The 13,070-nt window shown below is 71.6% G+C and carries 9 protein-coding genes; 5 read left to right on the top strand and 4 right to left on the bottom strand.

Going from position 1 to position 13,070, the window contains the following annotated elements; all coding sequences use genetic code 11:
* Positions 1-255 precede the first annotated feature (255 nt).
* Together JK364_RS10850 and JK364_RS10845 are read left to right on the top strand one after the other, a co-directional pair.
* Entirely contained in the window at positions 256-1,002 is a 747-nt protein-coding gene (locus JK364_RS10850; RefSeq protein WP_307841222.1) for a hypothetical protein, read from the top strand.
* Between the two features lie 33 nt (positions 1,003-1,035).
* The gene (locus tag JK364_RS10845) at positions 1,036-2,490 is read left to right on the top strand and encodes an amidase (protein ID WP_201850085.1); all 1,455 of its coding nucleotides are present in this window, start codon (positions 1,036-1,038) and stop codon (positions 2,488-2,490) included.
* 135 nt (positions 2,491-2,625) lie between these two features.
* On the opposite strand, the gene JK364_RS10840 is transcribed toward JK364_RS10845, so the two are convergent.
* The 3 genes from JK364_RS10840 to JK364_RS10830 form a co-directional block, all read right to left on the bottom strand.
* The gene (locus tag JK364_RS10840) at positions 2,626-5,757 is read right to left on the bottom strand and encodes a discoidin domain-containing protein (RefSeq protein ID WP_201850083.1); all 3,132 of its coding nucleotides are present in this window, start codon (positions 5,755-5,757) and stop codon (positions 2,626-2,628) included.
* Positions 5,758-5,902: 145 nt separating this feature from the next.
* Positions 5,903-7,051 carry a serine hydrolase domain-containing protein gene (locus JK364_RS10835; protein WP_201850082.1) on the bottom strand — a complete coding sequence of 383 codons (1,149 nt, stop codon included), beginning with the start codon at positions 7,049-7,051 and terminating at the stop codon, positions 5,903-5,905.
* A 97-nt stretch (positions 7,052-7,148) separates the two neighbouring features.
* A complete protein-coding gene (locus JK364_RS10830) occupies positions 7,149-8,078 on the bottom strand; it encodes a helix-turn-helix transcriptional regulator (protein ID WP_201850080.1) in 930 nt (309 codons plus the stop codon).
* Positions 8,079-8,257: 179 nt separating this feature from the next.
* Here JK364_RS10830 and JK364_RS10825 point away from each other — a divergent pair, with 179 nt between their 5' ends.
* The 3 genes from JK364_RS10825 (at position 8,258) to JK364_RS10815 (ending at position 11,707) form a co-directional block, all read left to right on the top strand.
* Positions 8,258-9,139, top strand: coding sequence for an alpha/beta fold hydrolase (locus JK364_RS10825; protein ID WP_201850078.1), 882 nt, complete (start codon positions 8,258-8,260; stop codon positions 9,137-9,139).
* 143 nt (positions 9,140-9,282) lie between these two features.
* Positions 9,283-10,512 (top strand): ROK family protein, encoded by a 1,230-nt coding sequence (locus JK364_RS10820; protein ID WP_201850076.1) that lies wholly within the window; start codon positions 9,283-9,285, stop codon positions 10,510-10,512.
* 28 nt (positions 10,513-10,540) lie between these two features.
* The gene (locus tag JK364_RS10815; protein ID WP_201850074.1) at positions 10,541-11,707 is read left to right on the top strand and encodes an acyl-CoA dehydrogenase family protein; all 1,167 of its coding nucleotides are present in this window, start codon (positions 10,541-10,543) and stop codon (positions 11,705-11,707) included.
* Positions 11,708-11,721: 14 nt separating this feature from the next.
* On the opposite strand, the gene JK364_RS10810 is transcribed toward JK364_RS10815, so the two are convergent.
* Positions 11,722-13,017 carry an HAD family hydrolase gene (locus JK364_RS10810; RefSeq protein ID WP_201850073.1) on the bottom strand — a complete coding sequence of 432 codons (1,296 nt, stop codon included), beginning with the start codon at positions 13,015-13,017 and terminating at the stop codon, positions 11,722-11,724.
* Positions 13,018-13,070: the final 53 nt, after the last annotated feature.

Genomic DNA, 13,070 nt, shown 5'->3' with positions numbered 1-13,070 from the left:
GCGCATGGGCGAGGAGGAGCCGCGATGGCAACGGGGGGATGGGGTCTGCCGAACGACCCCGGGCAGGGAGGCAACCGCTGGGGACCGCCGCCGGCACCCGGTCCGTACGGGCCACCGCCGACACCGGACCCGTACGGGCCACCGCCGACACCGAATCCGTACGGGCCACCACCGAACCCCTATGGGCCCCCGCCCCCACCCCCGCCGCCCGGTCCCTACCGTCCGGCGCCCGCAGGCCGGCGCTGGTACCGGCGAGTGCCGTTCCTCTCCTTCCTCATCCCCCTGCTCCGCCTGGCGCACCGGCCCGCGCGGAAACTGTTCGACCAGGACGGCGGCGGGCGTGTCCACGACCCCGTGGTCGACCGCGTCCAGATCATCCGCACGGTGCTCGGCGTCCTCGCGACGCTCGCGCTCTACTACACCTACGGATCGGACGACGACCTGAAGGACCAGGCCAGCGAGAGTGCCGCCCAACTCATCGTGACCCCGGTCCTGCTCCTCATCGCCGGACCGGTGGTCATCGCCGTCTTCATCCGCTACGCGCCCGCGGAGCGGCGGCGGTTGCTGCGCTCCCGGCTCGGTGTCCCGGCCAAGACCGTCGGCTGGTACGTCCTGACGGTGGCCGTCCTCGTCGCCACGTTCTGGGCGATCTCGGCCAACCCCGAGGTGCTGGAAGGGCTGCACGGGGTGTGGCTGTTCGTGGCCGCCGTCCCCGCGCTCACGCTCGTACTGTGGGGACTGCCGTTCTTCTTCCTGGCCTCGGCCTACGTCGCCCGCTCCGCCTTCAACACCGCCTATGTGCACGCCGCGCTGCCGGCCGTGCTCACCGTGGTGATGGTCTGGATCATCGCCGCCTTCAACCTGACCGGGAGCGGTATGCCCAACGGGCCGCAGTGGGCCCAGCTCTGCTCCCTGTTCGGCGGCCCGCTGTCGGTGACCGGACTCTCCCTGTGGGAGCTGCACCGACTGCGCACACGCCACGGCGTGACCATACGCGGCTGAGACGCGGGCCCGCCGCGTACGCTGCGAATGCAGATGCGCCCTGCATCTTATCGACGGCGGAAGGGCCTGTCCGTGGGCGAGCGTGAGCTGTACTACCGGGATGCGACCGAGCTGGCGGCACTCATCGCGGGACGACAGGTATCCGCCGTGGAAGTGGTGCGGGCGCATCTGGACCGTATCGCGGCGGTCGACCCGAAGATCAACGCCGTGACGGTGACCGCCGAACGGGCACTCGACGCGGCGCGCGCCGCCGACCGGGCCGTGCGGGCGGGCACGGCTCTGGGCGCGCTGCACGGCGTCCCGTTCACGGTCAAGGACTCGCTGGATGTGGCGGGAGTGGTCACCGCCCGCGGCTCGGCCCTGTTCCGGGACCGTGTCCCGGCCGGAGACGCGACCGCGGTGGCCAGACTCCGGGCGGCGGGCGGGATTCCGCTGGCCAAGACGAACCTGCCCGAGTTCTCCTACTGGACCGAGACCGACAACGTCATCACCGGCAGGTCACTCAACCCCTGGGACCACGAGCGGACTCCAGGCGGATCAAGTGGTGGCGAATCAGCCGCGATCGCCGCCGGGATGTCCCCGCTCGGGCTGGGCAGCGATGTCGCCATCTCGGTGCGGGGGCCGGCCCACGACACCGGCATCGTCGCGCTGAAGGCCACCCGGGGCCGCATCCCAACCACCGGTCACTGGCCCGAGGTTCCCCGGCGCTACTGGCACGTCGGTCCCATGGCCCGCAGTGTGCGGGACATCGCGGCCGCGCTGAGGGTCCTCGCGGGACCCGACGGTGCCGACGGTTACGTGCGGCACCACCACCCGCTCCCCGCCGACCCGTCCGGACCGCGGGACATAGCCGGGCTGCGGGTGGGCTGGGCGACCGAGCCCGCCTTCGGCCCGGTGGACCGCGAGGTGGCGGCCACCGTCACCGCGGCGGCCGACGCCCTGCGCACCCTGGGCTGCACGGTCGAACCGGCCCCACTCCCCGAGCTGGAGACCCTCGACGCGACCGCGCTGAGCGCGGTGCTGTTCACCGCCGAGGTCGTGCCGTACTTCCGGCAGGCCGTCGCCGGCCGCGAGTCCGAGCTGCACAGCGTCATCCGGCGGGCGCTGACCGCGCCGGACGTGACGCTGACCGACTATGTCGCCGCCCAGCAACGGGCCGAGGCGCTCAGCTCGATGTTCTCCGGGTACTTCGAGCGCTACGACGTCCTGCTGTGCCCCGTGTGCCCCGTCCCCGCGCCGCCGCACGCCCGGCGGACATTCGAGGTCGGCGACGTCACCGTCCCGGCACGCGGCATCATGCGCGCGACGGTCCCGTTCAATCTCACCGGCCTGCCCGCGCTCTCCCTCCCCTTCGGAGCCACCGGCGGGAAACTGCCGATCGGCGTCCAGCTCGTCTCCCGCTGGTACGACGAGGCGACGATCCTGCGGCTCGGCGCGGCGCTGGAGGACATCAGCCCGGTCCGGCACCGCCGCCCCGACCTCATCTGACCCGGCCGCCGATCCATCCGGAGGGGACTCGCCCCCGCCGCCCCTTCGCTCACCCGTGGGCCGCCGTCCCCGCCCGCCCGCACGCCCTCGGTGAGCGAGGGCCCCGCCTCGCGTGGCCCGGTGGCCGCGGGGCGGTCAGCGCACCGTCAGGCGCCGCAGGCGTGACACCGCCGCGGGCGCCGACCCGTCGACCTCGAGGCTGACGTAGCGGGCCGTCTCGGAGGCGGTCAGCCGACGCACGCGGCCCCGGCCGGTGAGGGTTCCGGCGTCCCGGTAGGTGATGCCGTCCGTGCTGAAGCCGGCCTTCGCGCCCGGCGCCGGTGCCGCCGTCCACTCGGTCTCCACCAGGCGGACCGGGCGGACCGCGCCGAGGTCCACGACCATGCGGCCGCGCGTGCCCGGCCGCCACGCCGTGTGGGCGTCGCCGTCCACCGCCGCCGCGGGGTCGGACATGCCCTCCGGCAGCGGGCTGGTGGGGAAGACGGTCCTGCCGAGGGCCAGGTCGTCGTGCGGATGGGCGGCCGCGCCCGCCAGGACGACGGTGATCGTCCGGTCCGCTCTGACGACGGCGACCTGGCTGTGCCCCTGGGCCCGGACGCGCAGGGCGCAGGAGGCCCCGGACAGGCGCACGGTCGCGCCGTCGACGACCTGGACCCGCAGGCCCGACGGCAGGCGTCGGCTGGTGAGGGGGGTGAGCGTGAAGCGCGGGGGCAGCACGACCGCCGTGGCGGCGGGCAGCGCGGCCTCGAAGGACGTGCCGTCGGCGGTCAGCCTCTGGGTGCCCTCGAAGACCACCGTGTCCGTGCCGGTGCGCGGGATCGCGATCAGCGTCCGGACGGACTCGCCGGAGAGGTTGAACAGGGTCAGGTGCCCGTCCGTCAGCGTCGTGCGCACCTCGGTGGCCTCCGCCGTGGGCGCGGCCCCCCGGGCGATCGCGCGCAGCTTCCCGGCCGACGTGCCGGGGAAACCCTCGACGAGGAGAGGTGCCGCCGGGCCGTCGCCGAGGACGATCTTGTCGTCGTAGACGCCGATCGGGTTCCGGCCGTCACGCACCACGAGCCCGGCGCGTCCATCGACGTCGAGCCAGCCGCCGCGGCTGCTCACCGCGGGCCTGGGCCCGGTCGCCAGGTCCCGCCAGTCCCGGCCGTCCGTGGAACCCTGGACGCGGTAGGCGCGGCCGGCCGCCGACTCCCAGCGCAGGGTGACCCGGTCGATCCGGCGCTCGGCGCCGAGGTCGACGGCCAGCCAGCTGTCGGCGCGCGGACGGTCGGCCCTCGACACCGCCCAGCGGGTGGCCGCGTCGCCGTCGACCGCGAGCGGCGCGCCCTTCCCTGCGTCGGCCGACGAGGCGGTGGCGGACCCGCCGCGCGCGAGGTCCGCGCCCTGGGCGCCGTCGCGCACCTCGAAGGCGTACAGGGAGTATCCGTAGGCCGGGTCGGGCCGCACGCCGAGCATGCGGACGTGGCGCACCGTCGTGGGGGTGAAGCCGAGGTCGTCGACCCGTCCGGCGGGTGTTCCGGTGGCGGTGTCGCGGGCGCGGACGGTCGCTTCGCCCTCCTCGAAGCGGTAGGTGCGCGCGCCGTCGAGCCCCGGCATACCGGGCATCGTCAGGTTGTGCACCTCGAGGTGGCCCTCCGCGTCGGCGGTGCCGCCGCTCGCGTAGACGACCGCGCCCGTCGGGAGCGTCGCGAATCCGGCCCAGCCGCCGTCCAGGCGCAGGAGTGTCGCGCTGCCGTCGAAGCCGTCGCGCGGGGACTCGTACCCGCGCACGGTACGGCCCTGGACCTTCGCGGCGGTGGCGGGCAGGAACATCGGGGTCGCGCCGCCGATCCGGAACAGCCAGTCGTCGTGCCCCGGTTGCCAGGCGAACTTCACGAACCCGGGCTTCGTCACGGCACCGGCCCACGCGGTTCGCGACTGGTGCGACAGCAGTCCGGGGCCGGTCCCGAAGTCCGTGACACCGGAGGCCCGCGCGAACAGTTCGTCGCGCGACAGCGCCTTGACGGGCCGCCCGGACGCCGCCGCCCACACGTGCAGCAGATAGCTGATCGCGATCTCGGCGCGTGCCTCCGGCTCGTACTTCGGCTCCCCCGAGAACTTCGCCATCCGGTGCTCGGGCGGGTACTGCTGGTACGCCTCCAGCCGCGACGCCAGCTCCTGCTCCGCGCGCGCCGCGGCCCGGTCGCGCATCACCTGGGAGAGGAAGGCGAGCGGGATGACGTCCCTGCCGTAGAGGTGTTCGCGGTCGTCGACCATCGGCATCAGCGGTTCGCCCGCGTCGCTCATGACGCCCAGCAGCGTGTGCCACAGCGGCTGGGCGTTCGGCTGCCGTGTGAGGACCTGCGGGAGGGGGCGTCCGGCGGCCAGGAAGTGCGCGGCGTTGCGGCCGGAGGTGCGCCACAGCTCCTCCTGGTAGTGCGGGCCGAAGGAGCCGTGGTTCTCGACGATGAAGGTGTCGTACAGGTTGCGGGCGGTGTTCTCGGAGACGGCGACGCCGTCCACCCGGGCGGGGTTGGCGAGGTCGGCGGGCGGCAGCCCCGCCTCGTTGCGCGACCAGACGCCGTACCACCTGGCCCAGTCGGCGGCGCGGCGGTCGTCGTGGGCCCACGCGAGCGCCGGTGCGAGGGTCTGCGCGTACAGGCCCATCTCCTCCAGTTTGGTGTCGCCGACGTGTCCGCCGTTCAGTCCGTTCGGCGTCCAGTCGCCCGAGGCGGGGTCGTCGCCGCTGCCCAACGACGCGGTGTAGGCGGCCTGTTCGCGGACGATGGTCTCGACGTTCCGCCGCGTCGCGGTGTCGAGGTCCTGCCACAGCAGCCGGGCGGCGAGGACGAAGTACGACTGGAAGGTGGTGTCGAAGAAGAGCGTGCGGCCCCACTCGTCGCCGCCGGTGAGCCGGTTCGACGCGGCGAAGTGACGGATGGTGGCGAGCGTGCGCCGCTTCAGGGTCTCCCGGTCGGTGCCCGCGCGCGCCGCGTCGTAGGTGCCGTGGGTGAGCAGGACCGCGTTGCCGAGGACCACGGCGAAGCCGAAGTCCTTGGCGGTGTAGTGGCCCTGGGCCTCGTCCCACCGCGTCTCGGACCACCGGGTGTGGTCCAGGAGCACCCGCAGGTAGGTGGCCGCGACGGCGTCGGGCGGTGTGTCGTCACGGCCCTGCGCCGCGTGGGCGCTCGCGGCTCCGGTGAGCGGGGGCATGGCGGCCAGCGCACCCGTGAGACCGGCGAGGTGCAGGAAGCGGCGGCGGTCGAGGGGCAGGGATTGGTGCGACACGGAAGCGACACCTCGGAGGCTGGACAACGTTGTCAGAAGGTGTCGCACATTCTTCGGCGAATCCGGTCTGCGCGTCAACGGGTGTGACGTCAAGAGGGAGGCATCGGCCGCCCGCCGGGCAGCCGATGCGAAGCGGAATCCGGCGTCAGGGGTTGTGCCGGAGCGCGTCGTAGATGGCCGTGACGTAGCTGCCGCTTCGGTCGGAACCGATGATGCCGGGGGCCATCCTGTTCATCATGTAGGAGATCGTCATGCGCCGCTCGAGGTCCATGATGATCATTGACCCGCCCCAGCCTCCCCAGAAGCAGATCTTTCCGTCGGGGATCCAGGCGATGGTGTCCTTCTTGGGCAACGCGTAGCCGACACCCCAGCGCAGCGGGATGCCGAGGACCACGTCCACACCGTTGGCCTGCTCGTCGAAGATGAGATCGATCGTGTCCGGGCCGAGCAGGCGGATGCCGTCGACCTCACCGCCTCGGGCGATCGCGGACAGCATACGTGCGACGGAGCGGGCGTTGCCGTGCCCGTTCACCCCGCCCATGTCCGCGCGGCGCCAGTCCGGTGTGTTGGCGTCGTCCGCCTCCATGAAGGGTCCGGTCGCGGCCCTGACGCCCGGGTTGTCCGCTCCCCGGGCGTCGGCGTCGATCCGCATGGGGGGTGGCGGAATCACGTTCGCGATCCGGCCCCAGTCCTCCTCGGCGGCACCGATCTGGAAGTCGGCGCCCAGCGGGCCGGCGATCTCCTCGGCGACGAACCGCTTCAGGGGCTTTCCGCTCACCCGGCGGACGACCTCGCCGAGCAAGTGACCGAAGTTCGACAAGTGGTAGCCCGAGGCCGTTCCCGGCTCCCACCACGGGGCCTGAGCGGCCATCCGGGCGGTGGACTTCTCCCGGTCGTAGAGGTCCGCGAGCACGGCGGGCTGGTCGAGACCGGCGACCCCGGAGGTGTGCGAGAGAAGGTGGCGGATTTCGACGCCCTGTTTGCCGTTGGCGGCGAACTCGGGCCAGTACTCGGCCACCGGTGCGTGGATGTCGAGTTGGCCGCGGTCGACGAGCATGAGCGCCGCCAGGCTGGTGACGGTCTTCGTGGTCGACCACACATTGGTGATGGTGTGTTCGTCCCACGCCACGGTGCGGGCCGGGTCGCGGAAGCCGCCCCACAGGTCGATGACGACGTCGCCGTCGATGTCGAGGACCAGGGACGCGCCCAGTTCCTCGCCGGAGGCCACGTTCTGCTCGAACTTGGCGCGGACGGTGTCGAATCGGGCGTCATGCCTTCCGGCTATGTGGCTCATGGCGGCTCACGCTAACACCTGACGCGACGTCAAGGAGCCGGACAAAAGCGGGCGGCATGCGGATTAAATGAGTCGGCCGTCACGATGGGCGGACACGTTACCGACCGCCGCCGATCAACAGCTGGAGGCGGCTCAGGCGGTCCACGGTCTTCGTGTCCGGCACGGGTTGCAGCAGCAGAAGCCGTTGCCGGGACAGTGGGCTGGCGAGGATGACGCAGTCCAGATCAAGGCGCCCCACCTGCTCGCTGAACACGGATTTCGTCGAGCAGCGCAGCGTCGACACCCGGTGCTGGTCCCACATCCCGGCGAACTCCGCACTGGCTTCCCGCAGATCGGCGACCAGTGTCGCGGCGGCGGGATCGTGACCGCGCTGGGTGACCGTGGCCCTGAGGTCGGCCACGTACAACAGGCTGGTCGCCTCTTCCTCCCGCGGCGACGCCGAGCGCAGTACGGAACGCCAGTGCGCGGAGGTGAACCAGTGCCAGGTCAGGTTCCTCTCGTGGCCGGGCCGGTCGGCGAACGTGCCGAACAGGGCGACGTTCAAAGGGTTCTGTGCCAGGACGTTGGAGAGGTCGTCGGAGATGAGCGCGGGTGTCGTGGCCGCCACCGCGTCCAGCGTGTACGCCAGCCCCGGGTCGAGGTAGTCCGGGGGCTCGGCCGCTGTCGGCGGCGCGTGTCCGGCCAGCAGGTAGAGATGATGCCGTTCGTCGGGTGTCAGCCGCAGGGCGGTCGCGATGCTCGCGAGTATCGCGACCGATGGCTGGGGGCCACGTGCCTGCTCGAGACTTTCGTAGTAGGCCGTGGACATGTTGGCCATCGCCGCCACCTCGTCGCGGCGCAGCCCGGGAGTCCTGCGCCGGGGGCCGGGGGCAAGACCGAGGTCCTCCGGACGCAGTGCCTCACGGCGACGGCGGAGGAAGTCCCCCAATTGGATCCGGTCCGTCACCTGGGTCCCCGGGGTCGGCCTCCAGCCCGGGTCCGCGGCACCGGCGATCGGATCGGGGGCCGCGTCGAGATGGCGCTTCATGAGGTGCATCGTCGCATTTGGGCCCGCGCCCGTGCACATGGGCCGATCGGCGCCCCGGGTGCCGCCCGTTTTATCCACCGGTCGTCAGTACGTGGCTGAGCTGTTCGCCCGTCCCCAGCGCGCGCCTATGGTCCTGCTGACCCGCAGTTGGTCGATGAGATGGATGAAAGAGGAAGAGCATGGAAGCCACCACCCCCGTCGTTCTCGTTCACGGTTTCTGGCATGGCAGCTGGTGCTGGAGCCTGGTCGGTGAGCAACTCGCGAGCCGCGGTGTCGCCTCGGTCGCCGTGGACCTCGACGGGCATGGTCTGAAGAGCCGCTCACCCCGGTCGCGATGGGGGCGTCCGTTCGATGCCGACGCGTTCGCCGCGGAGCCCTCGCCGGTGGCCGGGATCACGGCGTCCTCCGCGGCCGCGAGCCTGGTCGAGCAGGTGCGGCGGATCGGAAGCGGCCGGCCGTGTCTGGTCGTGGCGCACAGCATGGGCGGCACCGTGGCGACCGCCGCGGCCGAACAGGCGCCGGAGCTGTTCGCCGAACTCATGTACGTGGCGGCGTTCGCCCCGGTCAGTGGGGCGCCGACGGCGCAGTACATCGGCATGCCGGAGAACGCGGGAGAAATGGTGGCGGGCGGGCTCTCGGCGGACCCGGCGTCGGTCGGTGCGCTGCGCTACGACACGAGCGACGGCGATCGTCGGGCCGTCATCCGCGAGACGTTCTACAACGACGTCGCCGACGAGGTGACCGCCGAGGCGGCGATCTCGCTGCTGAGCACGGACGCGCCCGCCGGCGTCGCCGCCGAGCCGATCAAGGTGACCGCCGAACGGTACGGTGCGATCCCGCACAGCTACGTCGTCTGCACCAGGGACAACGCCATACGGCCCACGTTGCAACGCCTCATGATCCGGGAAATCGACGCTGTGTCCACCCAGCCGACGACGATTGTGGAGATGGATTCCTCGCACTCACCGTTCCTCTCCCGGCCGACCGCCCTCGCGGATGTCATTCACGTGGCGCACACGGCGGTACACCGGCCTGAGCGGTCGCGGACCGCCGGGGTCTGACGCGATCCGGGCATCCCTGGGCGCCGCCCCGGAAACCCACAGAATTCCCACAAAGACGCTCTCTAGCCTCCCGGGCCACAAGCGATCGACCCACCTGCGTCCTGCCCACGTCACAGGTGCGTTCAAGAGGGGACCCTGCCGCCATGCCGACCGAGGGGACACGGGCCTCCGCCTCCCACAGGACCCTGGTGCTGCGCCTGTTGCGCGAACACGGCCCACTGACGCGGGGAGAGTTGGGGACCCGGTGCGGCCTGTCCCGCACCGTGCTCCACGACGCCGTCGGAGCGCTCATGGACAACGGCACCGTCCTCGCCTCGATACCGGAAGCGGCCCGGCGCAAGCGGGGCCGCCCGGCCGAGGTGCTGACCGTGAACCCCGGAACCGGTCTGCTGCTCGGCATCGAGTTCGCGCGGCGGGCGGTGCGGGTGGCCACGATGGACGCGTCACGCCAGATCGCCGGGGCCGTGGGGGAGGCACACGGCCCCGACACCCCGTGGCAGGCCCGTGTCGACATCGCATGGCGGCTGGCGGACACCCTGACCGGCGGGGCGCTGCGGTCCGGCGCGCCGAACGGCATCGGCGTCGGGGTGGTCGGACCTGTCGGCTCGCCGGATCACGGCCCCCCGCGGGCATCCCCGCACCACACGGTCTCAGAGCTGGTCCGCGAGCGCTTCGGTGCCCGGCCGCTGATCGACAACAACACCCGGTTGGCGGCGCTGGCCGAGACGATCTGGGGCGCGGCCGCCGGTGAACAGGACGTGCTGTACCTGCGGTTGTCGCACGGCGTCGGCGGCGGACTCGTGGTGGCCGGCGCACTCCACCGCGGCGCCCACGGCCACTCCGGAGAGTTCGGCCACATCACCGTGGAACCGGACGGCGCGCCCTGCGAGTGCGGTGGGACCGGGTGCCTGGAGACGGTGGCCTCGATCGGGGCCGTACTCGACGCCTACCGCGCCGCCGGAGGTACGGCAGCGGACGTCCCGGAGCTGGTGGCCGCGCTCAGGTCGGGCGACCGTCGGGCACATGCGGTCCTGGAGCGGGCCGGCGCCCACATCGGCAGAATGCTGGACGCCGTGAGCCACGCCGTGGGTCCGGGGGTGATCGTCGTAGGCGGTGAGCTGGTCGACGCCGGTCCGGCCCTGCTGCGGTCGATCGAACGCACACTGCACACGCGCGTGACGCGCGGCCCGTACGGGCGGCCGACAGTGCGTCCGGCCGGACTCGGTGACTCCGCCGCCGCGCTCGGCGCCATCGCCCATATGGTGCCCCGGCCCCCCGGAGACATCACACTGTGCGGCGGCAGCCATGCGAAGCGAATGACCCCCGCTCCGGTGGGGCGCGTGCCCTGCCCGGTCCGCGACGCGCGTTCATGATGGAACTCCCCCACAAGGAGCGTCCAGCATGAGCACACTCGACATCCTGTCCGAGGACGAGCGGTTCATCGTCAGCACCGTGCACGACTTCGTCGACAGGGAAGTGAAGCCCGTCGTCCGGGAGCTGGAGCACGCCAACACCTACCCCGAAGCCCTCATCGAGCAGATGAAACAGCTCGGAATCTTCGGACTCGCCGTCCCGGAGGAGTACGGCGGTACCCCGGTCTCCACCCCGTGTTATGTGCTGATCACCGAAGAGCTGGCCCGGGGCTGGATGAGTCTGGCGGGCGCGATGGGAGGGCACACGGTCGTCGCCAAGCTGCTGCTGCGCTTCGGCACGCAGGAGCAGAAGCGGCGTTACCTGCCGAGGATGGCCACCGGTGAGATCCGGGCGACCATGGCGCTGACCGAACCGGGCGGCGGCTCCGACCTCCAGGCGATGCGCACCGTCGCCCGGAGGGACGCGGACGGCTATCTGGTGAACGGTACGAAGACGTGGATCACCAACTCCCGCCGGTCCCAGCTCATCGCCCTGCTGTGCAAGACCGACCCGGACGCGAGCCCCGCGCACACGGGCATCTCCATCCTGCTCGCCGAGCACGGCCCCGGGCTGACCGTCTCGCGTGACCTGCCCAAGCTCGGCTACAAGGGCGTGGAGAGCTGCGAGTTGTCCTTCGAGGACTACCGGGCGCCCGCGAATGCCGTGCTCGGAGGCGTGGCGGGCGAGGGCTTCGCGCACATGATGAAGGGACTGGAGACCGGCCGCCTCCAGGTTGCCGCCCGCGCCCTCGGCGTAGGCCGGGCGGCATTCGAGGACGCCCTCGCCTACGCACAGGAACGCGAGTCGTTCGGCAAGCCGGTCTGGCGGCACCAGTCCATCGGCAACTACCTGGCCGACATGGCGACTTCACTGACCGCGGCGCGCCAGCTGACCCTCTACGCGGCCCGGGAGGCGGACGCCGGGCGCCGGGTGGACATGGAGGCCGGCATGGCGAAACTCTTCGCTTCCGAGACGGCGATGGAGATCGCCCTGAACGCCGTCCGCATCCACGGCGGTTACGGCTACTCCACCGAGTTCGACGTCGAGCGCTACTTCCGTGACGCCCCGCTGATGATCGTCGGCGAGGGTACCAACGAGATCCAGCGCAATGTCATCGCGAGCCAGCTGGTCAAGCGCGGTGGTCTGGACGCCTGATCACCCGGGGCCCCTCAGCCTCCGTGGACCGAGTCCTCCTGGTCCGGGATGACGCTGCCGTCCTGTCGGCGCACCGGACCCAGTGTGCCGTCGGGGTTGGTGTATCCGGTGGTGGAGCAGGGGTAGGCGGCTTCCTTGCGCGGCAGCGGCTCGATGAACATGGGGTTGATCAGCCAGGTGCCGTCCGCGTTGTCGTAGGCCCGGCACATGATCTCGTTCTTGTTCCGGTTGAGGACCAGGCCCGCACCGGTGGCGTCGCCGACCATCGTCACATCGGTGTCGGCATCGCCCGCGCCGATCACCAGGCGCTTCTCAGGAGACTGCCGCTTCCAGGCGGCGGGGCCGGTGACACCGAACACCTTCTCGTTGAGCCAGCATCGCTTGCCCTCGATGTACGGCATGACCGTGCCCTTGCTGTCGGGTTCACCGCCGCACCCTTCCTGGGTGTAGGTGATCCGCCCCCGACGGTCCAGCAGGTTGCGGATGGCGAGGGTGTGTTCGCGGTCGACGCCGACGCCACTCGCCCAGGCGTTGGTGACCGGAGTGCTGCCGGCGGAATCCACCCACACCTCGAATCCCGCCTTCTTCAGGACCCGGATCAGGTCCTTGATCTGCGGGTTGTAACGAGCGTAGGCGTGCAGGGTGTGGCTGCCGACCCGCTGTGTGGCGCCGACGGGGGCGGCCAGCGCCTCGGCCCGGGACTTCCGCGCGTAGGAGGTGACCTCGGCCTCGGTGTGGCCCGCGAACAGCTGGGGCACCCAGGCGTACTGGGGAAGGGTCCGGCGGCTGTTCCACTCCCCCGCGAATGCCTTGTGGCCGTTCATCAGGGTGGCCTCGCTGCGGATGGAGAAGATCTCGTCCGTGCAGGCGGTGTCGGTGGAAGTCGGCAGTGGCGCACCGACGGGCACATCCGTGCCACACGCCTCGGTGAGTGTCCGGTCGGCCTCCTCGGTCAGCCAGGGACTGGTGTCGGACCAGCGCGCCGGTCGCAAGATCTTGTCGTGCTTGAGAGCCCAGGCGATGGCGAGGTCGGTGATGTCGTTCTTGGTGACGGTGTTGTCCCAGTCGAAGGCGGCGACCGGCCGCTCGCCATGACGCACCCGCGGGTCGCCGCACGTTCCGTGCTCGTCAATCACGCGCTGAAGCCGCTCCCTGTTGTCGCCGTGCCACGCGAGCGAGGAAGAGAGGCGGGGGCAGTGGGCTCGTCCGGCGGCGGTCTCCGCCGCGTAGGTCGTGCCCGCCGGAACCAGGGACGTCAGTACGGCGACCGACGCCAGCCCGAGGACGGCACCCAGGGAAGCAGTGCGCATGCGGTGGCTCTCCTTCGCATCGAGGACGGTATCGAGGACGGTGAGGACGAAAC

Source organism: Streptomyces endocoffeicus (genome assembly GCF_016741935.1).
Classification (GTDB): Bacteria; Actinomycetota; Actinomycetes; order Streptomycetales; family Streptomycetaceae; genus Streptomyces; species Streptomyces endocoffeicus.
Note: the sequence above shows the minus strand (reverse complement) of the source record. Positions and strands in the feature narration are given on the sequence as shown.